This is a genomic window from Paraburkholderia sp. LEh10, assembly GCF_017814945.1.
Classification (GTDB): Bacteria; Pseudomonadota; Gammaproteobacteria; order Burkholderiales; family Burkholderiaceae; genus Paraburkholderia.
In genome coordinates, this window is sequence record NZ_JAGIPX010000077.1 from 1 (window position 1) to 24,569 (window position 24,569).

The 24,569-nt window shown below is 63.7% G+C and carries 22 protein-coding genes and 1 pseudogene; 9 read left to right on the forward strand and 14 right to left on the reverse strand.

Annotated elements, in window-relative coordinates; translation table 11 throughout:
- Positions 1-172: 172 nt before the first annotated feature.
- The 7 genes from J8I87_RS37260 to J8I87_RS37290 all read right to left on the reverse strand — a co-directional run bounded on the left by J8I87_RS37260 (position 173) and on the right by J8I87_RS37290 (position 5,637).
- Complete coding sequence (locus J8I87_RS37260) at positions 173-922, reverse strand: diacylglycerol kinase (RefSeq protein WP_209937364.1); 750 nt, start codon at positions 920-922, stop codon at positions 173-175.
- A 43-nt stretch (positions 923-965) separates the two neighbouring features.
- A complete protein-coding gene (locus tag J8I87_RS37265; protein ID WP_209937365.1) occupies positions 966-2,000 on the reverse strand; it encodes a glycosyltransferase family 1 protein in 1,035 nt (344 codons plus the stop codon).
- Positions 2,001-2,035: 35 nt separating this feature from the next.
- Entirely contained in the window at positions 2,036-2,977 is a 942-nt protein-coding gene (locus J8I87_RS37270; protein ID WP_209937366.1) for a UDP-2,3-diacylglucosamine diphosphatase, read from the reverse strand.
- 297 nt (positions 2,978-3,274) lie between these two features.
- Complete coding sequence (locus J8I87_RS37275; protein WP_209937367.1) at positions 3,275-3,808, reverse strand: RDD family protein; 534 nt, start codon at positions 3,806-3,808, stop codon at positions 3,275-3,277.
- Between the two features lie 52 nt (positions 3,809-3,860).
- Positions 3,861-4,631 carry a DUF3106 domain-containing protein gene (locus J8I87_RS37280; protein WP_209937368.1) on the reverse strand — a complete coding sequence of 257 codons (771 nt, stop codon included), beginning with the start codon at positions 4,629-4,631 and terminating at the stop codon, positions 3,861-3,863.
- Positions 4,632-4,648: 17 nt separating this feature from the next.
- On the reverse strand, positions 4,649-5,077 hold the full coding sequence (locus J8I87_RS37285; protein ID WP_209937369.1) for a DUF3619 family protein: 429 nt from the start codon (positions 5,075-5,077) through the stop codon (positions 4,649-4,651).
- Positions 5,074-5,637 carry an RNA polymerase sigma factor gene (locus J8I87_RS37290; protein ID WP_209937371.1) on the reverse strand — a complete coding sequence of 188 codons (564 nt, stop codon included), beginning with the start codon at positions 5,635-5,637 and terminating at the stop codon, positions 5,074-5,076. Before J8I87_RS37290 ends, J8I87_RS37285 begins: the two co-directional genes overlap by 4 nt.
- 386 nt (positions 5,638-6,023) lie before the next feature.
- Between J8I87_RS37290 and J8I87_RS37295 the strand changes: the two genes are divergently transcribed.
- The 5 genes and pseudogenes from J8I87_RS37295 (at position 6,024) to pssA (ending at position 11,162) form a co-directional block, all read left to right on the forward strand.
- Positions 6,024-7,787, forward strand: coding sequence for an acetolactate synthase 3 catalytic subunit (locus J8I87_RS37295; RefSeq protein ID WP_209937372.1), 1,764 nt, complete (start codon positions 6,024-6,026; stop codon positions 7,785-7,787).
- A gap of 111 nt (positions 7,788-7,898) precedes the next feature.
- On the forward strand, positions 7,899-8,390 hold the full coding sequence (gene ilvN / locus J8I87_RS37300; protein WP_007588180.1) for an acetolactate synthase small subunit: 492 nt from the start codon (positions 7,899-7,901) through the stop codon (positions 8,388-8,390).
- Positions 8,391-8,463: 73 nt separating this feature from the next.
- Positions 8,464-9,504, forward strand: a pseudogene (ilvC, locus tag J8I87_RS37305) (ketol-acid reductoisomerase); the annotation flags it as partial.
- A gap of 122 nt (positions 9,505-9,626) precedes the next feature.
- Positions 9,627-10,265 carry a phosphatidylserine decarboxylase gene (locus J8I87_RS37310; protein ID WP_209937374.1) on the forward strand — a complete coding sequence of 213 codons (639 nt, stop codon included), beginning with the start codon at positions 9,627-9,629 and terminating at the stop codon, positions 10,263-10,265.
- A 21-nt stretch (positions 10,266-10,286) separates the two neighbouring features.
- On the forward strand, positions 10,287-11,162 hold the full coding sequence (gene pssA / locus J8I87_RS37315) for a CDP-diacylglycerol--serine O-phosphatidyltransferase (protein WP_209937375.1): 876 nt from the start codon (positions 10,287-10,289) through the stop codon (positions 11,160-11,162).
- 689 nt (positions 11,163-11,851) lie between these two features.
- On the opposite strand, the gene iolB is transcribed toward pssA, so the two are convergent.
- The 7 genes from iolB to J8I87_RS37350 form a co-directional block, all read right to left on the reverse strand.
- A complete protein-coding gene (iolB, locus tag J8I87_RS37320; RefSeq protein ID WP_209937376.1) occupies positions 11,852-12,658 on the reverse strand; it encodes a 5-deoxy-glucuronate isomerase in 807 nt (268 codons plus the stop codon).
- Entirely contained in the window at positions 12,655-13,575 is a 921-nt protein-coding gene (gene iolE, locus J8I87_RS37325; RefSeq protein ID WP_209937378.1) for a myo-inosose-2 dehydratase, read from the reverse strand. The genes iolB and iolE overlap by 4 nt, the downstream gene beginning before the upstream one ends.
- 10 nt (positions 13,576-13,585) lie before the next feature.
- Complete coding sequence (gene iolD / locus J8I87_RS37330; RefSeq protein WP_209937379.1) at positions 13,586-15,532, reverse strand: 3D-(3,5/4)-trihydroxycyclohexane-1,2-dione acylhydrolase (decyclizing); 1,947 nt, start codon at positions 15,530-15,532, stop codon at positions 13,586-13,588.
- Positions 15,529-17,559, reverse strand: a complete 2,031-nt coding sequence (gene iolC, locus J8I87_RS37335) for a bifunctional 5-dehydro-2-deoxygluconokinase/5-dehydro-2-deoxyphosphogluconate aldolase (protein WP_209937380.1) — start codon at positions 17,557-17,559, stop codon at positions 15,529-15,531. Before iolC ends, iolD begins: the two co-directional genes overlap by 4 nt.
- A gap of 82 nt (positions 17,560-17,641) precedes the next feature.
- Positions 17,642-18,445, reverse strand: coding sequence for an ATP-binding cassette domain-containing protein (locus J8I87_RS37340; RefSeq protein ID WP_209937381.1), 804 nt, complete (start codon positions 18,443-18,445; stop codon positions 17,642-17,644).
- A gap of 33 nt (positions 18,446-18,478) precedes the next feature.
- Positions 18,479-19,657 carry an ABC transporter permease gene (locus tag J8I87_RS37345; RefSeq protein WP_209937382.1) on the reverse strand — a complete coding sequence of 393 codons (1,179 nt, stop codon included), beginning with the start codon at positions 19,655-19,657 and terminating at the stop codon, positions 18,479-18,481.
- Positions 19,658-19,857: 200 nt separating this feature from the next.
- The gene (locus J8I87_RS37350) at positions 19,858-20,913 is read right to left on the reverse strand and encodes a sugar ABC transporter substrate-binding protein (RefSeq protein WP_209937384.1); all 1,056 of its coding nucleotides are present in this window, start codon (positions 20,911-20,913) and stop codon (positions 19,858-19,860) included.
- 286 nt (positions 20,914-21,199) lie between these two features.
- Here J8I87_RS37350 and J8I87_RS37355 point away from each other — a divergent pair, with 286 nt between their 5' ends.
- The 4 genes from J8I87_RS37355 (at position 21,200) to J8I87_RS37370 (ending at position 24,466) form a co-directional block, all read left to right on the forward strand.
- On the forward strand, positions 21,200-22,081 hold the full coding sequence (locus tag J8I87_RS37355) for a MurR/RpiR family transcriptional regulator (RefSeq protein ID WP_209937385.1): 882 nt from the start codon (positions 21,200-21,202) through the stop codon (positions 22,079-22,081).
- Positions 22,074-23,093, forward strand: a complete 1,020-nt coding sequence (iolG, locus tag J8I87_RS37360) for an inositol 2-dehydrogenase (protein ID WP_209937386.1) — start codon at positions 22,074-22,076, stop codon at positions 23,091-23,093. The genes J8I87_RS37355 and iolG overlap by 8 nt, the downstream gene beginning before the upstream one ends.
- Positions 23,093-24,112 (forward strand): Gfo/Idh/MocA family oxidoreductase, encoded by a 1,020-nt coding sequence (locus J8I87_RS37365; RefSeq protein ID WP_209937387.1) that lies wholly within the window; start codon positions 23,093-23,095, stop codon positions 24,110-24,112. The genes iolG and J8I87_RS37365 overlap by 1 nt, the downstream gene beginning before the upstream one ends.
- Before the next feature lie 123 nt (positions 24,113-24,235).
- A complete protein-coding gene (locus J8I87_RS37370) occupies positions 24,236-24,466 on the forward strand; it encodes a sulfurtransferase TusA family protein (RefSeq protein WP_209937396.1) in 231 nt (76 codons plus the stop codon).
- Positions 24,467-24,569 lie beyond the last annotated feature (103 nt).

The following is a 24,569-nucleotide window of genomic DNA, read 5'->3' on the forward strand; positions in this document are numbered from 1 at the left end:
GCCGCGGCAAAGAAAGTAGGTGCCGCCCCGCACAGGGGCAACGCCTGCGCCGCGAGGCGCATCGCGGATGCCAGCGATACCGGCAGAACAAACTGCGCCAGCGGCAGAGCACACAGCGGCAGCGGCAAAACGAACCGCAATCGCGGCGGCGAAACAGACCGCCGACCAAACCTCAACGCATAGACGCAATCAACCCGCCAACCCAATGCACAACGAGCGGCCCAACTATCAGCACCCACGTCATCACGCACATGAACAGGGCAACCATTACAGCCGCGCTGCCGAGGTCCTTCGCGCGCCTCGACAGTTCATGACGCTCCAGCGAGATACGATCGATCGCCGCCTCGACACTCGAATTGAGCAACTCGACGATCAGCACGAGAAACACCGACCCGAGCAGAAGCACCCGCGAGACAGGCTCGACAGGCACGACGATCCCGCATGGCACGAGAATCGCCGCAAGCGTCAGCTCCTGACGAAACGCGCTTTCCTCGCGGATCGCGACGCGAAAGCCGGCGAGCGAGTTCTTCATCGCGTGCCACGCACGCGTCACGCCACGATTGCCCTTGTACGGATTGAACGGCAGCGGCGCAAGGGGATCGTCGGGGCCGAGCGGCTCGTGGGGCTCGGCGCGCCTGTCGTCGGGCGCGCGCGTTTGCGCATCGGCTTGCGCTTCCATCAGCGCGTCGTCGTCGGCTTGGGCGAACTGGCGGTGGGTCGGCGCGTGCGTCGTGTGTCGCATGGCGGATGATGACTGTGCTGGAGCAGGTCCGAAACGTCCAGCATAACGCGAGTGCGGCGCGCCGTCGTCGCGCAGGTCGTCGAACGGTTCGCCGTCCGGCCCGATGTCCGAGGATAGGGCTTCAGCGTCGCGCAGCGATTCCTGCGGGGCGCGCAATGCGTTCGATTGTCTCGTGTGCATGGGCGGGGCGGGAAGTGAGGGCGCGCTCGCGCCTGGCGCAGGGTCAGGCGGCAGCGTTTTCCTCACGATAAGAGGTGGCGCGCGGCAATGGCTTCAGATGCGCGGCGAACTGTTCGGATGCGGCCTTCCACGAGAAGCGCTCGGCCCACGCGCGCGCGTGGCCGCGCTCGATCTTCAGCGCTTCGAGACACGCTTCGCGCAAGTCTTCGTGCATCGCGCCGGCACCGCCGTCACCGAGCACGTCGATGGGACCCGTCACGGGATAGGCGGCCACAGGCGTGCCGCAGGCCAGCGCTTCGAGCAGCACGAGGCCGAACGTGTCCGTCTTGCTCGGAAACACGAAGACATCGGCGGCGGCGTAGACCTTCGCAAGCTCGGTCTGCGTCAGCACGCCGAGATAGTTGACGCCCGGGTAGCGCGATTTCAGCTCGGCGAGCGCCGGGCCTTCGCCCGCGACCCACTTCGAGCCGGGCAGATCGAGCTTCAGGAACGCTTCGACATTCTTCTCGACGGCCACGCGCCCCACATACAGAAAGATCGGCCGCGCGGTGTTCAGCACCTTCGACTCCATCTGATGAAAGATGTCGAGATCGACGCCGCGCGTCCACAGCACGACGTTCGTGAAGCCGTACTTTTCGAGGTCTGCCTTCACGACGGGCGTGGGCGCCATCACGGCGAGCGACGCCTTGTGGAACCAGTGCAGGAAGCGATACGTCCATGCGAGCGGCACACCGAAGCGCGCCTGCACGTATTCGGGAAAGCGCGTGTGATACGCGGTCGTGAACGGCAGCTTGTTCCCGATCGCGTAGGCGCGCGCGGCAAGGCCGAGCGGCCCTTCCGTCGCGATGTGCAAGGCGTCCGGCCGGAACTCGTCGATGCGCTGGCGCAGATGGCGCTTGGGCAGCAGCGACAGACGGATCTCGGGGTAGGTCGGGCACGCAATCGTCCTGAACTCGAGCGGCGTCAGCAGATCGACCTTGTGGCCGATCGCCGTCAGCTCGCGCGTCGTGTTCTTCAGCGTGCGGACGACGCCGTTGACCTGCGGTTCCCACGCATCCGTGACGATCATGATCTTCATGCGAATGGCCCTCTCATAGTGGTGTGTGTGTGTGCTTATGCCGTTGCGCGGGCCTTCTGCGCGTTGCCCTGCGGCGAGCGCATCACGGTCCAGTAGATCACCTTCAACTCGCCTTCATACGTCTCGACGAGCGCCGACAGGCTTTCGACCCAGTCGCCGTCGTTGCAGTAGAGCACGCCGTCGATCTCGCGGATCTCGGCCTTGTGGATGTGCCCGCACACGACGCCGTCGCAGCCGCGGCAGCGCGCTTCGTCGGTCATCACGCGCTCGAACGACGAGATGAAGTTGAGGGCGTTCTTCACCTGATGCTTCAGGTACTGCGACAGCGACCAGTACTGGAAGCCGAGCTTGCTGCGGATCCGGTTGAACCAGCGGTTCAGCACGAGGATCAGCGTATAGAGCGTGTCGCCGAGATACGCGAGCCACTTCGCGTGCTGGATCACGCCGTCGAACAGATCGCCGTGCACGATCCACAGGCGCTTGCCCAAAAGCGTCGTGTGAAAGGCTTCGCCACGCACGTGAATGTCGCCGAACGCGAGGTCGCAGAACTGGCGTGCGCCTTCATCGTGATTGCCGGGGATGTAGACGACCTGCGTGCCCTTGCGCGCCTTGCGCAGGACCTTCTGCACGACATCGTTGTGCGCCTGCGGCCAGTACCAGCCTTTCTTCAGCTGCCAGCCGTCGATGATGTCGCCGACGAGGTACAGATACTCCGACTCGTTGTGCCGCAGGAAGTCGAGCAGATACGTCGCCTGGCAGCCGCTCGAACCGAGGTGGATGTCCGATAGCCAGATCGTCCTGTAACGGTGCGAGTTTTCGTGATCGTCGTCGTGGTGGCTTGCGGAGGGCGAAGGAGGCGTCGGCAGATGCACGACGGGCGGCAGGCCGGCGGCGGACGAGCGGGGCCCGAAAGCGACGGGATCGACGCTCGGGCCAGTTTGGCGGAAGAGGGAAGTCGCGGACGTGTTGTTGTCCATGGCTCACGCGTCGAGTTGCAGTACCCGCATTGCGCCATTGCCGCATGACGGAGCCGTGACATTCACGAGAAGTTCTTATTACGGATCGCGAACTGTCGGGCCGATGCAACGCTGTGAGCGGTTGCGCGCGTGCGCATGGCCGGGAGCGCGTTCGGAGCGCTGAAGCGCGCGTACCGGTTGTGGCTGCGCAGTCAGCTCAGGCGTGGGCGCGTTCGGAGCGCTGGAGCGCGCGTACCGGTTATGGCTGCGCAGTCAGCACAGGCGTGGGCACGTTCGTGAAGCGGTGCGGCCGTCTGTTTAGCGCGGCAGCGAAACGATCCTTGTCCCGGCCAGCCGGTCGTGCAGGAACTGCCGGCTCGCGCCAGTCCGTCCGATGGCCGCGTACAGCACGAACCAGACGGCCGTGGCGATCAGCGTCTGCGGCACGGTCAGCCCGAAGAGGGGATGCAGCGCGAGGGGCGGCAGGAACCACAGCCAGGCGAGCACATAGCGCAGCACGGCGCGCGGCACCGACACGCGCTTGCCATCCTCCGCGCCGACGACGCGCAGCCGCCACGTCTTCATCGGCAGCGTCTGGCCGCCGTGGGTCCAGAACCACACGAAGTAGACACCGACCACGAGGCCGACCCACGCGGCGAGCCAGTTGTGATGAACGAAGCCGTTGCGCTGCTGCGTGAGCGTGCTGAACAGATAGCCCGCGAAGAACACGACGCCGAACAGCAGCAAGCCTTCGTACATCAACGTGGCGAGACGCCGGCGCACGCTCGGCGCGGCGGGTGCGTCGGATTCGGGATTGGGCGGCGGCGCTGCGGAGTCGACGGAAGTGGACACGGGCGGGGCCTCGGTTGCCGTTGATGAGCCCGCGGCGCGGGCTCGCGGGACATTATGAGCCGTTGAAGATCGACGGTGCGTCGGAGGGCGCCACGGGCGTCGGCGTGGCCGGAACGAAACTGCCGGTGGCAGGAATACCGGGCGCGCCCGGCGCAGGCGCCGTGCCTCCCGACACGCCCGCCGATGCGCCCGCTGTCGGCGGCGGAACGGGCACGCTCGCGAGCCGGTCCTTGCCGTTGACGAGCCGGTTGATGTCCTTGATCTCCGTCTTGCCCGTCGGCGGCGCGCTGACCACGGTCGGGCGGCGCTTGTGCTCGCTTTGCGCCAGCTTCTGCTTTTGCTCTTCCGGCAACTGCTGATAAGCCTTCCACGCGTTCTGACGCGCTTCGCGCGGCAACTCTTTCGACACCTGATAGTTCTCGCGCGCGACGCGCCGCTGCTCGGGCGTCATATGGACCCACTCCGTCATCCGTTCGTGGAGTATTTTTTGCGCTTCAGGTGTCATCTTCGGATAACGCGACGCAATTTTCAGCCACTTGCGTTTGCGCTCGTCGCTGAAGCTGTCCCACTGCGACGCGAACGGCGCGAGCGCGACATGCTCGGCGTTGGTCAGCTTCGCCCACGCGAGCGGGCTGGTCGAACTGGGCAGGCCCGGCAGATCGACGGTCAGCGCCGGCGCGGCCGCCGCCTTCGCGGGCGCGCTGCCAACGGGCGCCGCGGCGGGCGCGGGCGTCGGGTAGAAGCGCGGATAGGTGGCGGCGAATGACACCAGGGCTGCAATCACGCATCCGGACACAACGGCAAGGCCGCGCTTGTAACTCACCCGTCAGCTCTCCCCGGTCAGTGGTTGCGCGTCAGGTACGCGTTGAACCCGTGATCGAGATAGGCATTGAGCGGCAAGTCGTCGCTCAGCATCGCGGCGTCGATATCGGCGAGTTCAGCCGTGCGCTGATGGTCTTCCCACCACGCGATGCCGGCGAGGCCGATGACGAGCGCGAGCAGCGGCCACGCGAGCGCGAGCTTGCGCAGGCGCGGCAGGCGGCGCGGGGCTTCCGGTTGCGGCATGCTGGCAAGCGAACCGGCACCGACGAAGACGGGCGCAAAAGCAGGCGCCTCCACGGCTTCGGGCTTCTTGCGGGCGAGCGCGGCGCGGCGCGCGGCGGCGAGCCGGTCGGTCGTAGCAGGCGGAATGCGGGCAGCGTTTTCGTCGAGCGCACGGCGAAGCTGCCGCGCAAACTCGAGTTCTTTTGTTTCGAGAGCGGAGCTCATAGCGTGATTCCTTTGGCCCTGAGCGCTTGCGCCAGCGTGTGCGTGGCTCGCGAGCAGTGCGTTTTCACACTGCCCTCCGAGCAGCCCATCGCGGCGGCAGTCTCAGCGACATCCATATCTTCCCAGTAACGCATCAGAAACGCCTCCCGTTGACGTGCCGGTAATTTTTGGATTTCATCGTCGATCAGTTGCAGGACCTGTTCGCGTTCGAGCTGCTGTTCGCTGCTTTCCGCGCCCGTTGCGCCGCCCTGGCTTTCGAACGTCTCCAGCGGGTCGAAATCCTCGTCGTCGGCGCTGCCCAACGACGAAAACAGGGTCACCCAGGTGTTGCGCACTTTTTGCCGACGGAAATAGTCGTGCATCGCATTCTGGAGAATACGCTGAAACAAAAGCGGCAGCTCGGCAGCAGGACGGTCGCCGTATTTTTCGGCGAGCTTGATCATCGCGTCCTGCACGATGTCGAGCGACGCATCGTCGTCCCGCACGGCGTAGACCGTCTGCTTGAACGCGCGCCTTTCGACGCCCGCCAGAAAATCGGCGAGTTCCTTGTCTGATGCCATCCGTTGGGGGTCGGCGCAGCGAGTGTGCGCGGAATAGGTCGAAAAATGTCGTAAAACTCGCGGATGCTAACAAATTTTTGCTCGGGCCGGGAAGAAAGCCGGCTCACTGTAGCTTGCGATTGGCCTTCAGCGGCATTTATGCAGTGCGCGTCGAACGGTCAGAAGTGGACGCCGGCAGGGGCGCCCCAGGCCCATCATGGAAATATTTGCTTGACCGTCGGACGCATCGTCGATATCGTCTACGGTTCGCAACATAAGTGACTTGTCTCATTTGAGGTTGGCCCAAGAAGCCTTCCTGTCAAACTGGACGCGCCGCTTGAACCCGAGCCACAAGCCCGGCAGAGAGCACCCGATCAATTTTTTGCCGAAAATTCGAAAGGTGAACGATGAATATGCCCAGCGCGGAATTCTCCACGTCGGATACCACACCCCAACACGCAGCTGACTCTATCGGCGCCACCGTGCTCATGAAGGCACTGGCCGACGAAGACGTCGAGTTCGTCTGGGGCTATCCCGGCGGCTCGGTACTCTACATCTACGACGAGCTTTACAAGCAGGACAAATTCCAGCACATCCTCGTGCGTCACGAGCAGGCCGCGGTTCACGCCGCCGACGCCTACGCGCGTTCGACCGGCAAGGTCGGCGTGTGCCTCGTGACCTCCGGTCCCGGCGTCACCAACGCAGTGACGGGCATCGCGACGGCCTATATGGACTCGATCCCGATGGTGATCCTCAGCGGCCAGGTGCCGACTGCCGCGATCGGCCAGGATGCGTTCCAGGAGTGCGATACCGTCGGCATCACGCGTCCTTGCGTGAAGCACAACTTCCTCGTGAAGGACGTGCGCGACCTCGCCGCCACCGTCAAGAAAGCTTTCTATATCGCCCGTACGGGCCGGCCTGGCCCCGTGCTGATCGACATTCCGAAGGATGTGTCGAAGGCGCCGTGCCAGTACGAACCGCTCAAGACCGTTTCGCTGCGCTCGTACAACCCGGTCACGAAGGGCCACTCGGGCCAGATCCGCAAGGCCGTCGCGCTGCTGCTGTCAGCGAAGCGCCCGTATATCTACACGGGCGGCGGCATCATCCTCGCGGATGCGTCGCGCGAACTGAACCAGTTCGCCGATCTGCTTGGCTATCCCGTCACGAATACGCTGATGGGCCTTGGCGGCTACCGCGCGGCGGACAAGAAATTCCTCGGCATGCTCGGCATGCACGGCACGTACGAAGCCAACATGGCGATGCAGCACTGCGACGTGCTGATCGCGATCGGCGCGCGCTTCGACGACCGCGTGATCGGCGATCCGACTCACTTCGCGTCGCGTCCGCGCAAGATCATTCACATCGACATCGACCCGTCGTCGATCTCGAAGCGCGTGAAGGTCGATATCCCGATCGTCGGCGACGTGAAGGAAGTGCTGAAGGAGCTGATCGAGCAGTTGCAGACGGCCGAGCATGGCCCCGACACCGAGGCGCTTGCGCAGTGGTGGAAGGACATCGAAGGCTGGCGCTCGAAAGACTGTCTGAAGTACGACCGCGCGAGCGAGATCATCAAGCCGCAATACGTGGTCGAAAAGCTGTGGGAGCTGACGGACGGCAATGCGTTCGTGTGCTCGGACGTCGGTCAGCACCAGATGTGGGCCGCGCAGTTCTACCGCTTCAACAAGCCGCGCCGCTGGATCAACTCGGGCGGCCTCGGCACGATGGGCTTCGGCCTGCCGGCGGCGATGGGCGTCAAGATGGCGCATCCGGATGACGAAGTCGTCTGTATCACGGGCGAAGGTTCGATCCAGATGTGCATCCAGGAGCTGTCGACCTGCAAGCAGTACGACACGCCCGTCAAGATCATTTCGCTCAACAACCGCTATCTGGGCATGGTGCGCCAGTGGCAGCAGATCGAATACAGCAAGCGCTATTCGCATTCGTACATGGATGCGCTGCCCGATTTCGTGAAGCTCGCCGAAGCGTACGGGCATATCGGCATGCGCATTGAAAAGACCGCGGATGTCGAGCCGGCGCTCAAGGAAGCGCTGCGCCTGAAAGATCGCACGGTATTTCTCGACTTCCAGACCGATCCGACCGAAAACGTCTGGCCGATGGTCCAGGCCGGCAAGGGCATCACGGAGATGCTCCTCGGATCGGAAGATCTATAACGAGCGCGTTCTTGCGCCGGCTCTGTCATGCGCGTCTCCACAAAAGGCGAGGGCGGACATGGCGGCGCGGATCGCACGCGTCGCATACATCGAAATCTGGAAGAAGCGAACATGAGACACATCATTTCCGTTTTGCTGGAAAACGAACCGGGTGCGCTGTCGCGCGTGGTCGGCCTGTTCTCCGCACGCGGCTACAACATCGAAACCTTGACGGTGGCACCGACGGAAGACCGTTCGCTGTCGCGCATGACCATCGTTTCCATTGGCTCGGACGACGTGATCGAACAGATCACGAAGCATCTGAACCGCCTGATCGAGGTGGTGAAAGTGGTCGACCTGACCGAGGGCGCCCACATCGAGCGCGAGCTGATGCTGATCAAGGTAAGGGCGGTCGGCAAGGAGCGTGAGGAGATGAAGCGGATGTCGGATATCTTCCGCGGCCGCATCATCGACGTCACCGAAAAAACCTACACGATCGAACTGACGGGCGCGAGCGAGAAGCTCGACGCGTTCATCGAAGGACTCGACGCCACCGCGATTCTCGAAACGGTCCGCACGGGCGGTTCGGGCATCGGCCGCGGTGAGCGTATCCTGAAGGTTTGACAACACCGGTTCGATCCAGGCCGGGTGTTGCGTCAAGCGCCCCGGCTGCTAGCAACAACACACGCAGCATTTTTCTGAATTTCGCCAAGGAACAGACATGAAAGTTTTCTACGACAAGGACGCCGACCTCTCCCTCATCAAAGGCAAGCAGGTCACCATCATCGGCTATGGCTCGCAAGGCCATGCTCACGCGCTGAACCTGAAGGAAAGCGGCGTGAACGTCACGGTGGGTCTGCGCAAGGGCGGCGCATCGTGGAGCAAGGCCGAGAACGCCGGTCTTCAGGTGAAGGAAGTGGCGGAAGCCGTGAAGGGCGCGGACGTCGTGATGATGCTGCTGCCCGACGAGCAGATCGCCGAGGTCTACGCGAAGGAAGTCGCGGCGAATATCAAGCAGAATGCGGCGCTCGCGTTCGCGCACGGCTTCAATGTGCACTACGGCCAGGTGATCCCGCGCGCGGATCTGGACGTCATCATGATCGCGCCGAAGGCTCCGGGCCATACGGTGCGCAACACGTACCAGAACGGCGGCGGCGTGCCGCATCTGATCGCAGTCGCGCAGGACAAGTCGGGCGCGGCGCGCGACATCGCGCTGTCGTACGCGGCGGCGAACGGCGGCGGCCGTGCCGGCATCATCGAAACGAACTTCCGTGAAGAAACGGAAACCGACCTGTTCGGCGAGCAGGCCGTGCTGTGCGGCGGCACCGTCGAGCTGATCAAGGCGGGCTTCGAAACGCTGGTCGAAGCGGGCTATGCGCCGGAAATGGCTTACTTCGAGTGCCTGCACGAACTGAAGCTGATCGTCGACCTGATCTACGAAGGCGGCATCGCGAACATGAACTACTCGATCTCGAACAACGCCGAGTACGGCGAGTACGTGACGGGCCCGCGCGTCATTACCGACGAAACGAAGAAGGTGATGAAGGAAGTCCTGAAGGACATCCAGACGGGCGAGTACGCGAAGAGCTTCATTATTGAGAACCGCGCTGGCGCGCCGACGCTGCAATCGCGCCGCCGCATCACGGCCGAGCACCAGATCGAGCAGGTTGGCGGCAAGCTGCGCGCGATGATGCCGTGGATCGCGAAGAACAAGCTGGTCGATCAGTCGAAGAACTAATCTGCCTGTTTTTCGCCCTCCGGCGCACGAAATGCGCCGGAAGCATCAAAAAGCCGTCCAGGTGTGCTGAACCCTGGACGGCTTTTGCTATCCTACGGTTTTCAAAAGATTGAACCCAATTTATGAATTACCCCCATCCGATCATCGCGCGCGAAGGCTGGCCGTTCATCGCCATCGCGGCCGTCGTTGCGTTGTTGATCCAGTTCGTCGGCGGGTTCGGCATTGCCTGGATTTTCTGGCTATTGCTCATTTTCGTCGTGCAGTTCTTCCGCGACCCCGCCCGTCCCATTCCGACCCAGGCCAACGCGGTGCTGTGTCCGGCCGATGGCCGCATCGTCGCCGTCGAAACCGCGCACGATCCCTACGCCAACCGTGAGGCGCTGAAGATCAGCGTGTTCATGAACGTATTCAACGTGCACTCGCAACGCTCGCCTGTGGACGGCGCGATCTCGAAGGTCGAGTACTTTCCGGGCGCCTATCTGAATGCCGCCGTGGACAAGGCGTCGACGGAAAACGAGCGCAACGCGATCGTCATCCAGACGGGCAGCGGCGCGACGGTGACGTCGGTGCAGATCGCGGGCCTGATCGCGCGGCGGATTCTCTGCTATGTGCGGGCCGGTGAGCCGCTCACGCGCGGCCAGCGCTATGGCTTCATCCGTTTTGGTTCGCGCGTCGACGTGTATCTGCCTGTGGGCAGCCGTCCGCGTGTGTCGATTGGCGAGAAGGTGTCGGCCTCGTCCACGATTCTGGCTGAACTATAAAGCGGCACAGGGGAGGGATCGATGGCCGCATTCAAACCGCGTCGTCCTCGCAGCAGCGGCACGCCGCAGCTGCGTCCGTTCCGGCGCAACAAGCCGCCTGTGGTCGCGGAATCCGCCGTGATCGACAGCCGGCGCGCCGCGCGCCAGCAGTTTCTGCGCAAGCGCGGCATTTACCTGCTGCCGAACGCATTCACGACGGCAGCACTCTTTTGCGGGTTCTTTGCCGTCGTGCAGGCGATGAACGTGCGCTTCGAAGTGGCCGCCATCGCGATCTTCGTCGCGATGGTGCTCGACGGCATGGATGGCCGCGTCGCGCGCATGACGCATACCCAGAGCGCATTTGGCGAACAGTTCGACAGCCTGTCGGACATGGTGTCGTTCGGCGTTGCGCCGGCGCTCGTGATGTACGAGTGGATTCTGAAGGATCTGGGCCGTTGGGGCTGGCTTGCGGCGTTCGTTTATTGCTCGGGCGCGGCGCTGCGTCTGGCGCGCTTCAATACGAACATCGGCGTCGTGGACAAGCGTTTTTTCCAGGGCATGCCGAGCCCGGCTGCGGCGGCGCTGATTGCGGGTTTTGTGTGGCTTGCTACTGATAATCGCGTGCCGCTCAAGCTTGTTTGGCTGCCGTGGGTCGCGTTTGCTCTGACCGTCTATGCGGGTGTGACGATGGTGTCGAACGCGCCGTTTTACAGCGGCAAGGCGCTGGATGTGCGGCATCGCGTGCCGTTTGCGGCGATTTTGCTGGTGGTGGTGGCGTTTGTGCTGGTTTCGTCGGATCCGCCGTTGATGTTGTTTGGGTTGTTCGTGCTGTATGGGCTGTCGGGGTATGTGTTCTGGGCGTATCGCGTGGCGCGTGGCATGGGGAATCCGGCGAGGTCTTCGCAGCGGCCGGGGTAGAGGACTTTTTTGGCGCTATCGCTGTTTGTTCTGCCGCTGTCGCAGGCATCCGCGATGCGCCTCGCGGCGCGGGTGTTGCCCCTGTGCGGGGCGGCACCTAAGAAAGCCGCTCACACCGCCAAACCTTGACTGTTACCCACGGGCTCTCAATGGGCCCATTCTTCTTCCGGCAGCGTGCTTCCCATGCCCGTTGCCCGCACGCTGGTTGAACTCATCACCTGCTTCATGCGCCTGCGTTGCAGGCCGCGATCTCGATCGTCCACTGCCCCGTGCGGCAAACCTATGTAGGCCTTCGCGCCATCAGAACCCCCTCGCTGCGCGCTTCCCTGTGATGTGCGAAACCCTACATCGGTTTGCCACACAGGGCACTGAAACATCAGAGACGGGTTGCCGCTGTACGAGCGCATGAGCCGGGTGAGGCAATGACCGAAGATATTGGCAACGGCCCTGAGCCGGCATGCTGCCGTGCGAAGCGCGGGGACGTTGAGGGCCCGTGGATCAACGTCAAGCATTGGCGGTGTAAGCGGCTTTCTTTGCTTACTTTCTTTGCCGCGGCAAAGAAAGTAAGTGCCGCCCCGCACAGGGGCAACGCCCGCGCCGCGAGGCGCTAACGCGGATGCCAGCGATAGCGGCAGAACACCGGATGCCAGTGACAGCGGCAAAACCGTCCGCGTCGCAGACAATAACCTTCACCCCTTAGAATCCCTCTCAACGATCCACTCATGCCTGGGATCGTTCTTGAAATGCCACGTCCGCGTCGGCCCAGCCATCACATTGAGGTAATACGAGTCATAGCCATATGGCACGACAACAGGATGATACCCACGCGGCACCATCACGACATCGTTATCCTCAACAGCCAGCGACTCGTCGATATCGCGCTCATCCGTATAAACACGCTGAAACGCAAACCCCTGCGGCGGATTGAGCCGATGATAATACGTCTCTTCAAGCGAGCTTTCCGCAGGAATATTGTCGGTATCGTGCTTATGCGGCGGATAGCTCGACGAATGCCCGCCAGGCGTGCGCACTTCCACCACGAGCAAAGATTCGGCGGGCTCCGTCTGCGGAAGAATGTCGCAAACATACCGCGTATTCGCGCCCTTGCCGCGCACCGAACGCTTCATCTGCGATGGCTCGATCAGCCGGGCAGGATACTCCCCCTTCGCGGGCGCGCTCGCGACACCCACTTCCGCATACCGGTTCGCGCGCACGGTCGCGCGCGTGTTCGGCGGCAGATAGACGGCGACGGGCGCGCTGTCCTCGAACACGCTGTCGCGCGAGCCGAGGCCCTTCCACGTCTGCGCATCCGTTTCGATATCGACGGCCCCAGCCATCACGACGATGCATACTTCGCGCGACGCTTCGAGCACGTGCACGACTTCATGTGTTTCCATCCGGTACGCGGCAAAGCCGACGTATTTCCAGTCCGCCGATTCTGGCGTGACGCGCGCGATAGTCTGGCCTTCGCGCTGTGCCTTCACGAGCAAACTCATGCTGCCTCCTGTGCGACATCGAGGGGCGCATCGACGAGCGTGCGCAGCGTCCGATACCCCTTCTGCGCATAAGCATACGACGGCGCGACGGCCGGGTCCTGCTCGGCCTCGACGACGAGCCAGCCGCGATAACCATGACGCTTGAGCGTATCGATGATCGCGGGGAAATCGACGGCGCCGTCGCCCGGCACCGTGAATGCGCCGGCAATCACCGCATCGAGAAAGCTCCAGTTGCGATTGCGCGCGAGCTTCATCACGGCGGGGCGCACGTCCTTGCAATGCACGTGACAGACGCGGCCAATGTGCCTGTTCAACACCGTCAACGCGTCGCCCCCCGCGAACGTGATGTGGCCCGCGTCGAACAGCAGGCCGACGTCGTCGCTCGTCAGCGCCATCAGGCGATCGACATCCGCGGGCGTTTCGACATATGCGCCCATGTGATGGTGATACGCGACGCGCACACCCTTGCTCAACGTATAACGCGCGAACTCGTTCAGGCGCTTCGCGTACGTGGCCCATTGCTCGTCCGCGAAGAAGCGCGGCCGCTGATACAGCGGAAACGGCGAACCCTGAATCGTGTCGTGCACCTCGCCGTAGACCATCACCGTCGCGCCGTTTTTCGCCAGCAATTCCAGATGCGAATCGACGGCCTTGCATTCGTCTTCGATGCTGCGGCTGAAATCCGCGAGCCGTCCCGAATACCAGCCGGAGACGAGCGACAGATCGTACTGCCTGAACAACGCCTTCAACGCCTCGGGTTCGCGCGGAAACTTGTTGCCTAGCTCGAATCCCTGATAGCCGATTTCGCGCCCTTCGATGAGCGCGAGCTCGAGCGGCGTCTCGCCGCCGAGCGACGGCAGATCGTCGTTCATCCACGACAGCGGATTGATGCCGATGCGTACTTCGAACTGACTCATGTGCGCTTCCTCACTGGTTGTCCTTGCCGCGCGCCCGCATGTGCGCTTCATAGTCGGCGCGCGCGTTGCGCACGCCTTCGCGCGGCGACACTTCGGGCACGGCGACTTCCCACCACCAGCCGCCTTCGTCAGTGGTGCGCGCGGCGTCGGTGTCGATACAGATCAGGTACGTGCGGTCGGCCGCCCGCGCACGCTGCAGCGCGGCTTCGAGTTCCTGCACGTCGGCGACATGCTCGGCCTGTGCGCCCATCGCGCGCGCGTGCGCGGCAAAATCGACGACCGGCGCACCGGGCGCGCCTTGCACGCAGTCGTCGAACATGTTGTTGAAGGGCGCGCCGCCACATGCCTGTTGCAGTCGGTTGATGCAGCCATACCCGCGATTGTCGAGCACGACGACGATCAGCTTCGCGCCGAGCATCACCGACGTCGCGATCTCGCTGTTCATCATCAGATAGCTGCCGTCGCCGACCATCACGATCACTTCGCGCTCGGGCCGCGCGAGCTTCGCGCCAAGACCACCCGCGATCTCGTAGCCCATGCACGAATAGCCGTACTCGACGTGATACGCGCCCGGCCTGGCCGCGCGCCACAGCTTGTGCAGCTCGGCGGGCAGCGTGCCCGCTGCGCAGACGACGATGTCGTCCGTCGGCGAGCGCGCGCTCGAACGCTGCACTGCGCCGATCACGTCGGCGTCGTAGGGCAGCACGCTTTTGCCTTCCACGCGTTGCGGCGCGTGCGTGAGCGTGTGCACGGCGTCTCGCCATTCGCCTGCGCGCTGTTGCGCGCGAGCGGTCCAACGAGTGTCGGCTTTCCAGCCTTCGAGTTGCGACGACAAGACTTCGAGCGCGAGGCGCGCATCGGCTTGCACGATGCAGCCGCGATGCTTGAGGCCATCAAACGCATTCGCGTTGATGCCGATCACCTGCGCGTGCGTGAAGAGCGTATTCGAGCCCGTCGTGAAGTCCTGCAAACGGGTGCCGACGGCGAGCACGCAATCGGCGTCGTGCGCGATTTCGTTCGCACCCGGCGAACCCGTGACGCCGAGCGAGCCGAGATTCAGCGGATCGTCCCACGCGAGCGCGCTCTTGCCGGCCTGCGTCTCGGCGACGGGAATGCCGTGCTTTTTCGCGAACGTCTGCAATGCATTCGTTGCGCGACCATAGAGCACACCGCCGCCCGCGACGATCATCGGACGCTGCGCATTGCGCAGCACGAGCAGCGCATCGTCGATTTCGCTTGCAACCGGCGCAGGCGCATGCGCCTTCACGATCCGCGGCGCGAAGAAGTCGGCGGGGTAGTCATAGGCTGTCGCTTGCACGTCCTGTGGCAACGCGAGCGTGACGGGGCCGCACAATGCAGCATCCGTCAGCACACGAATGGCGCGCGGCAATGCGTTCAGCAGTTGCGCCGGATGCACGATGCGATCGAAGTAGCGCGATACCGGCTTGAGCGCATCGTTGGCCGAAACGCCGCCGTCATGGAAGTCCTCGACCTGCTGCAACACAGGATCGGGCGCGCGCGACACGAAGATGTCGCCGGGCAGCAGCAGTACGGGCAAGCGGTTCACATGCGCGAGCGCCGCCGCCGTGACCAGGTTCGTCGCGCCCGGACCGATCGACGTCGTGACGGCCATCATCCGTCGGCGGAAGTGCGCCTTCGCGAACGCGATCGCGCTGTGCGCCATCGCCTGCTCGTTGTGCGCGCGGTAGGTCGGCAGCTCGTGCCGATGCTGATAGAGCGCTTCGCCGAGGCCCGCGACGTTGCCGTGCCCGAAGATGGCGAACACGCCGCCGAAAAGCGGCTCGCTGCCCTGGCCGTCTTCCGTCTCCACCCGTTGCGCGGCGAGATAGCGGACGACAGCTTGAGCCGCCGTCAAACGGATGGTGCCGTCGGTCGAGACCTGCGCGGCGGCGTCGGGGGCGGCCGCCACGTCATGATGCAATACGCGCTGATTCATGCCGCTTGCTCCTGATGAACTTGGCGCGACGATGCCGCATTCGCTGTGCCACCCGATCCGCCCGTGGCACGGCTTTCGCGCCACGACTGGATCAGCGTTTCGAACGTGCGGCGCACGCGCGCGATCACTTCGTCGTCATCGATCTGGCCCGCGAGCCACGCGTGGCTCGGTTCATGGAAGATCGTGCGGCCGACCGTGAAGCCCTTGCATGTCGTCGATTGCGCGGCCGAACGGAAGCCTTCGATCATCTGGTCGACGGGGGCCGACAGGCCGAGCAGCACGACGCCCCGGCAGTACGGATCACGTTCGTGAATCAGCGCATCGACGGCCTGCCATTGCGATGCATCCATCGGTTCGAGCTTCCACCACTCCGGATAGATGCCGATGTTGTAGAGGCGCTTCAATGCGCGGAACACGATGTCCGGGCCAGCGGGCAAGTGCTTCGGCGGAATCACTTCGAGCAGCAGTTCGTGGCCGCTTTCCTGCACGGCGTCATAGAGCGAGCGCAACTGTGCTTCCTGTTCGAGACGCTGCTCGATGGGCTCGTCGGGATGGTATTGCACGAGGCACTTCACCACATGCTCGCGCGGCCAGCTGGTGAGCGTCGTGCCAACGGAGCGCCCATGGTCGAACACGAGCGGCACCGAGCCCGGCAACTCGACGGGCCGGCCGATCCACCAGCCACGGCCCGTCGCTTCGTTCAGCGCATCCTGGCCGTAGCGGTCGTCGATCAGCACGGCGATCTTGCCTTGCAGGCCGAGCGCTTCTTCCGTCTGCTTGACGGCTTCGACGAACAGGCTCTTCAGCTTCGAAATGCGCGCCGGCTCCGCACCCGTCTGCTGCGCGAGCTCGAAGAACTGGTTGCGGTGATCGAACGCAAAGCCGAGCACTTCGTTGCGCGCCAGGCGCGCAGGCGTCACGCGATGCAGCCGCGCGAGCGTCGCGTCGCGATCGGGGCGGCGCATGCGCGCCGGGTCCGCTTTCGCTTCGCGCAGGAAGTAATCAAGTTCGGCGGGTGTCGGCATCGCGGGCGCGCAGCCGTGGCGCGACACGACGAGCGCGCCGCTCGCGTTCGCGGCGCGTGCGCACGCTTCGAGCGGTTCATCGCGCAGCCAGCCCGACAGGAAACCGGACGCGAATGCGTCGCCCGCGCCGAGCACGTTCAGCACGTCGACTTCGACGCCGCCGTGGATCGGCGCGTCGTCGATCGAAGCGGGCACGTCGCCTTCGATGATCTGGCAGCCGAGGGGACCACGCTTCACGACCAGCGTCGCGGGCGTCACCGTGCGCACCTGGGCGAGCGACTCGATCAGCGAGTCCTTGCCGCCTGCGATGCGAAACTCTTCTTCCGTGCCGATCACGAGATCGAAGAGGGGCAGGATGCCCTGGATATGCGCGCTCACGCTTTCGTTTGCGATGAAGCGCGTCTCGCCGTCGGCCTTGCCCGTCAGTCCCCACAGCACCGGGCGATAGTCGATGTCGAGCACGGTGCGCACGTCGTTGCGCCGTGCGTATTCGAGCGCGCGGCGGCTTGCGCGGTTCACCTGCACGGTCGAGAAGTGCGTGCCCGTAATCAGCAGCGCTTTGGACGACGCGATATACGCTTCGTCGAAATCCGCTTCGTCGACGGCCATGTCCGCGCAGTTCTCGCGATAGAAAATCAGCGGGAACGTGTCGCGGTCCTTCAGGCCGAGCAGCACGAGGGCGGTGAGGCGCTCGTGATCGACGCGCACATGGCTGACGTCGCAGCCTTCCTTCGTCAGCGTCTCGGTGAGAAAGCGGCCCATGTGATCGTTGCCGACGCGCGCGAGCATCGACGAATCGAGGCCGAGCCGCGCGCAGCCGAACGCGATGTTCGCCGACGAGCCGCCCAGATATTTCGCGAAGCTCGCGACATCTTCGAGCCGCGCGCCGACCTGCTGCGCGTAAAGATCGACGGCGAGCCGGCCGAGGCAGACGATGTCGCGGCTGCGGCCCGCCGCGAAGCGGCTCGCGCCATTAGCCGTGGTTGTGCTGGAAAGAGCCATGAAAGTGTCCTGAATGTTCGCTGCAGCGAAAGGGCGCGCCGCTCGTTCCGTCGATGCGCGATCGGGCGGCGCGCTGCGTGGATCAGATCGTCGCGCCTTCCAGTTCGCTGATCATTTTCTGCATTTCGGCGCCGCCTGCCATCATGTCGAGCACCTGCTCCTTGCTGATGGTTTCCTTCGTATAGGTGCCCATCGACTTGCCGCGATTGAGCAGCGTGAACGAATCGCCGATCGGATACGCGTGGTGGACGTTGTGCGTGATGAAGATCACCGAGATGCCTTTCGCGCGCGCCTTGTGAATCAGCTTCAGCACGTTGAAGCTCTGCTTCACGCCGAGCGCGGCGGTCGGCTCGTCGAGAATCAGCACGCGCGCGCCGAAGTGGATTGCGCGCGCAATCGCCAGACATTGCCGCTCGCCACCCGACATCGTGCCGATCGGCTGATGCGGGTCGCGCACCATGATGCCCATTTCGGCGAGCTTGTCGCGTGCGATCCGCGCGCTGGTGTCGAGATCCATCACGTTGACGAGGCCGAACAGCTTCTTCTGCGGCTCGCGTCCCATGAAGAAGTTGCGCGCCACGGAGAGCAGCGGCACCAGCGCGAGATCCTGATACACGGTCGCGATGCCGAGGTCGAGCGCGTCGCTCGGCGATTCGAACGTCACCTTGTTGCCATCCACCAGGTAATCGCCGGAAGAGGGCTGGTGCACGCCCGCGAGCGTTTTGATGAGCGTCGATTTACCCGCGCCGTTATCGCCCAGCAGGCAGTGCACTTCACCGCGCTTTAAGCGCAGCGTGACGCCCGAAAGCGCGATCACCTTGCCGAAGTACTTGCTGACGTTTTCGAGCGAGAGGATGAAGTCGTCTTGCTTGAGAGTGTCGGACATGGTCGTTGCCTCGTGTCGATTACGGTTGCCGGATTACGATTGAGCCACGCGGCGGCGCACGTAATGGTTGAACAGCACCGCGATCAGCAGCATCACGCCGAGGAACACGCGGAACCAGTCGGAACTGACATTCGTATAGGTAATGCCGATCTGCACGACGCCGAAGATCAGCGCGCCGAAGCAGGCACCCACCACCGATCCATAACCGCCCGTCAGCAGCGTGCCGCCGATCACCGCGGCGATGATCGCTTCGAATTCCTTTTGCAGACCGCGGTCGGCGGCGGCCGAGCCGATGTCGCTGACCTGCAGCACGGCGAACAGGCACGAGCAGAAGGCCGTCAGCACGAACAGGGAAATCTTCACGCGGCGCACGGGCACGCCGACGTTCTTCGCGGCATTCGCATCGCCGCCGACAGCCAGCATCCAGTTGCCGTAACGCGTCTTCGCGAGGACGAACGCGCAGACCGCGGCGAGCGCGAACCACCACAGCAGCACTTTCGGAATGCCGGGGACGAGCGGCTGGCCGTTGTCGAGCATCGAGCCGATGCCCATGTGCGCAAGGCTCGTGAACAGGCCGTGCAACGCGACGCCATGGAACAGGAAGTTGGTAACGGGGTCGGCCTGCGCGAGATCGCCGACACCGGAGATGATCGTGCGGTCCGCGACCATGATCGACAGTGCGAGCGTGAGGCCGCGCAGGATGAACAGGAACGCGAGCGTCACGATGAACGACGGCAGGCGCGTGCGCATCACGAGGTAGCCGTTCAGCGCGCCGAGCGCCATCGACCCGCAGAACGCGAAGATGATGGACGCCCAGATCGGCCAGTGAAAATAGACGGCGGGAATCGCCACCATCATGCCGGCGAAGCCGATCATCGAACCGATGGAGAGGTCGAACTCGCCCGCGATCATCAACAGGCATGCGCCGACGGCGAGAATGCCCAGATAGGCGGAGACCTGCGACCAGTTCATCACCCCATCGAGGTTGAACATGCCCGAGCCGCCCGCGCCGATCGCGAACACGAGGAACACGAGGACGGTGCCGGAAATCGCGGCGAATTCGGGCCGGTTCAACAGATGCCCGAAAAACGATTCCTTTCTGATGCGCTCGTCCGTCGCCGTTGCCGTTGCCGTTGCCGGCTGGGAGGATTGCGCATCGTTGCCCGTCGCGTCGTGACCATGCGATGGAAAGTGTTTGCCGGCTACGCCCATGATGTCTCCTGAATGCCCGGCTTGTCTGCGCGGTTCCCTCCGCACAATGGCGAGAGTCGCGCGCAAAGCCGGTAAATAACGCGGTCGGGACGCCCGACGATGGCGGCTGTCCTTGCGCGTTTTTGCGTGCAAAGGGCCGCCGGGGTCGCGCACTCGCTGGCGCGCCCGGTACCGCGTATGACTGGCTAAAAGGAAGTCCGTTAGCGGTACTGGCCCGCGTACTTGATGACCTTGTCGATATTCGCCTTCGTGATGAAGCCCGGACCGGAACGGATGTTCTTCGGCCCATACGACGGTTCGAGGCCGTACGTTTGCAGACGTTCCTTGAACTTCGGATTCGCCTGCAGGATCTGCCGGATCTTCGTCGGGTCGGTCGTGTGCTCCTTCTTCACGATCGCGAGAACCGCGACGGCGATATAGCCCTGCAGATACGGCTGCTGGTCGATCGCGAAGGCGATCGTGCCATCCTGAATGCCTTTCGCGATGTCGTCCGAGAAGTCGAACGTGCAGAAGTAAATCTTGCCCGCGAGGCCCATCTGCTGCACGGCCTTGACCGTAGCCGACGCGGGCGTCGGTCCGAGCGTCAGGATCGCGCCCGTATTCGGGTGGTTGCGCAGATAGGCGCTCACCTTCGACTGGATTTCCGTCGGGTCCTGGCCCGAATCGATCGTCGACGTCTTGTAGTTCACGCCGAGCGCATCGGCAAAGCCGCGGCAGCGTTCGAACGACACCGCGTTGGTTGCGAAGTGGTTGACGCACAGGAACGACTTCACGCCCGCCGCCTTGGCCTTTTCACCCGCCGCCTTGCCCGCGACATATTCGGGCTGGCCGATGTGCATGATCGCGCCCAGCTGCGCGCTTTGCTCTTCCGTGCCGGAGTTGATCGTGACGAGGGGGATCTTCTTCGATGTGACCTTGCCGATCGAGCTCTTCAGCACGTCGAAGTCGGCGATGGTCACGATCACGCCGTCATAGTTGCGCGCGGCGGACTGTTCGATGAGGCGGGACATGTCGGCGAGGTCGCCGTTCGGCGGGTTGCGGTAGTCGGTTTCGACGTTGAAATCCTCGTCGGCCTGCTTGATCGCATTCTTGATCGTGTTCCACCACGAATCGGAATCCGGCGCGTGGCTGATCAGCACGAACTTCGCGTCCGCCGCCTGTGCCGTCGACGCCGCCGTCATCGCGCCGATGCCCGCCGCCAGTGTCAGTGCCGCTGCCAGAACTTTGAACGAAGCCTTGCCTTTGCAAAGTCTCATTGTCTCCACCTTTCTCGGTCTGTTCGTTTTTGAGGTGAACGTATGACGCGTAGCGAGGTGATGCCGGTTGCCGTTGCGTCATCGCTCAGGACCAAGAGTAGGCCAACTTTCTCAGACTTGCAATGAAAATTTCATGTCAAAGAAAAATGGAAAATCCATTCCATTTGCTTTCGGTTGTGCCTATACTCCGCATCGTCGGGACAGCGCGCTTGCACGTCATCGCGCGTCTCACGAAGCCCTTGCAGGACGGGGTTTTGCGCTGCAAAAAAGCATAGAGGTCAGGACCATGGCGGAAGACAGCACAGAAGAGTTGCCGAGCGTCGAAGAATTGATGCAACGCATCGCCGAAAACTACGAATCGCTGCCGCGACAGTTGAAGAGCGTGGCGACGTATATCGAGCAGCACCGTTCGAGCGTGATGGTGGATCGCACCAGCGACATCGCGCTGAGTTGCGGCGTGCATCCGTCGGCCGTGGTGCGTTTTGCGCAGCGTTTCGGTTTTTCGGGTTTCTCCGATCTGCAGGCGGTGTTCCGCCAGGCGTACACCACGCAGGGCGGGTCGTCGCAGAGCTATCAGCAGCGCATTCGCAAGCTGATCGACGAGAAGCCGGGGCGGCTGTCGGGCGGCACGGTCGCGCGCGAGTTCGTCGCCGCGTGCCGCGACGGCCTCGACGAGCTGGAAGGCTCGCTCGACGACGCGCAGTTCGACGCCGCCGTGAAGATGCTGCAGCAGGCCGACAACATCTATGTGATCGGCGTGCGGCGTTCGTTCCCCGTTGCGAGCTACATCGTCTACGCATTGCAGCACACGCCCAAGCGCGTGCATCTCGTGTCGGGTTTCGGCGGGATGTATCGCGAGCAGATTCGCAGCGTGAAGAAGGGCGACGTCGTGATCGCGATCAGCTTCGCGCCGTACGGCAAGGAGACGCAGTACTGCCTGCGCGTCGCGCATCACCATCAGGCGAAGACGCTCGTCATTACGGATAGCCAGCTGTCGCCGCTTGCTCGCTATGCGAGCACGCAGCTTTATGTGAAAGAGGGCAGCGCGTTTGCGTTCCGCTCGCTGACCAGCACGATCTGCCTGTGCCAGGCGCTGTTCATTGCGCTCGCGTACAAGCTGGAACTGAACGTAGAAGAGTCCACAGACACTGGAGGATACGATGACTGATGTAGCAGGCAAGACGATCGACGTAGCCGTGTTCGGCGCAGGGCGCATCGGCAAGATTCACGCGTCCAACCTTGCGCGGCAGCCGGGCGTGCGGCTCAAATACGTGGTCGATGTGAACCGCGACGCGGCCGCCGCGCTTGCGGCGCAGCACGGCGCGCAGGTTGCCGATGTCGAGGGCGCGATGGGCGATGCGTCGGTGGGCGCCACCGTCATCTGTTCGAGCACCGACACGCACGCCGATCTGATCCTGCAATCGGCGGCGCAGAAGAAGCACGTGTTCTGCGAAAAGCCCGTCGATCTGACGCTGGAACGCGCGCGCGCCTGCGCGGATGCCGTCGCGAAAGCGGGCGTCGTGTGCATGATCGGTTTCCAGCGCCGTTTCGATCCGACCTTTGCCGCGCTGAAGGCGCGCATCGACGCGGGCGAGATCGGCACGCCGGAAATGCTCGTCGTGACGAGCCGCGATCCGGGTGCGCCGCCTGTCGAGTACATCAAGCACTCGGGCGGCATCTTCAAGGACATGCTGATTCACGATTTCGACATCTTCCGCTGGATTCTCGACGACGAAGCGGACACGCTGCACGCGACGGGCAGTTGCCTGTCCGACCCGGCCATCGCTGACGCGGGCGATATCGATTCGACGGCGGTGACGATCCGCACGAAGCGCGGCCGGCTGTGCCAGATCAACACCGCGCGCCGCGCCGCGTATGGCTATGACCAGCGCTTCGAAGTGCTCGGCAGCGACGGCATGTTGCAGGCGGGCAATGTGCGTCCGACGAAAGTGACCGCGTACTCGAAGACGGCCGTTTCCAGCGACGTGCCCGAGCACTTCTTCCTTGAGCGCTATCGCGAGGCGTATGCACTGGAGATCGCGCATTTCTTCGAAGCCGTCACGCAAGGCAAGCCGGTGCGCACGACGGTCGCCGACGGCATGAAGGCGCTCGAACTGGCGGAAGCCGCGACGCGTTCGTGGCGCGAAGGACGCGCCGTCAGGCTGAACGAGGCGCTGTGATGAGCGGGCCGCTGCGTATCGGCATAGTGGGGCTGGGCCGGCTCGGCAAGCGGCATGCTGAGAATCTCGCGTATCGCGTGTCAGGCGCGGCGCTGGTTGCCGCGTGCAGTCCCGTGCAAGAGGAGCGGGCATGGGCGCGCGACGCGCTGCCCGCGCCGCGCATCTACGACGACTATCACGCGCTGCTCGAAGATCGCGAGGTCGATGCAGTGTGGCTCGTCACGCCGTCCGCGCTGCACGCGCAGCAGATCATCGATGCGCTGCGCGCGGGCAAGCATGTGTTCTGCGAGAAGCCGTTGTCGCTCGATCTCGCCGAGTGCGAGCGCGTGATCGCGCAGGCGCAGCGCCACCCGCAGTTGCAGGCGACCATCGGCTTCATGCGCCGCTTCGATCCGAGCTATCGCAACGCATTCGAGAAGATCGAGGCGGGCGCGATCGGCAGGCCGTTCATGGTGCGCTCGCAGACTTGCGATCAGAACGATCCGGACGGCTTTTTCGTGCGCTTTGCGCCGACGTCGGGCGGCATCTTTCTCGATTGCACGGTGCACGACATCGACGTCGCGCGCTGGCTGCTCGGCATGCCGAAGGCGAAGCGCGTCTACGCGAGCGGCGTGGTCGCGCTGCACGAGGGTTTGCGAGAGTTCGGCGATGTCGATAACGGCGTCGCAATCTGCGAGTTCGACGGCGGACGCATCGCGATGTTCTACGCGTCGCGCACGCTCGCGCATGGCAACGACACGGGCAGCGAGGTGATCGGCACGGCGGGCGCGCTGTATGTCGGGCGCAATCCGCGCGCAAACCGGGTCGAGATCGCCGACGCAAGCGGCATTCGCAACGAGTGCACGCCGACGTTCTTCGACCGTTTCGAGGACGCGTTCCTGTGCGAAGCGCAGGCATTCGTCGCGGCGGTAAGAGACGGCCGGCAGAGCGGGGCGACACTCGTGGACGCGATGGAAGCGACGCGCATCGGCTATGCGCTGCGCGAATCGCTGACGAGCGGCCGGGCTGTCGATCTGTAAGATGGCATGCCCTTGCTTTTACGGCCAGGGCGCGCCCGGTTCGCTTGCGTTAGAATTTGACCCTCTGCATGGCGCCGTGAATGGAACGCGAGCGCCGCCTCACGAAGGTCACCGTCGATGGAAATTCAGATTCACAAGGAAGTGGATGCGCGCGGCCTGAACTGTCCGCTGCCGATTCTGCGCGCGAAGAAGGCGCTGGCCGACATGCAAAGCGGCCAGATTCTCAAGGTGCTCGCCACCGATCCGGGTTCGCAGCGCGATTTCGCCGCGTTTTCGAAGCAGACGGGCAATGAGATCGTCGAGACGTCGACGACGGCCGATAAGGTTTTTGTGTTTTTGATGCGGAGAAGGTGATTTTTGCTTTTGGCCGGGGTTGGGTCCCTCGCGGGATGTGTCGATGTGTTTGTTTTGCCGCTGTCGCTGGCATCCGCGATTGCGCCTCGCGGCGCAAGTGTTG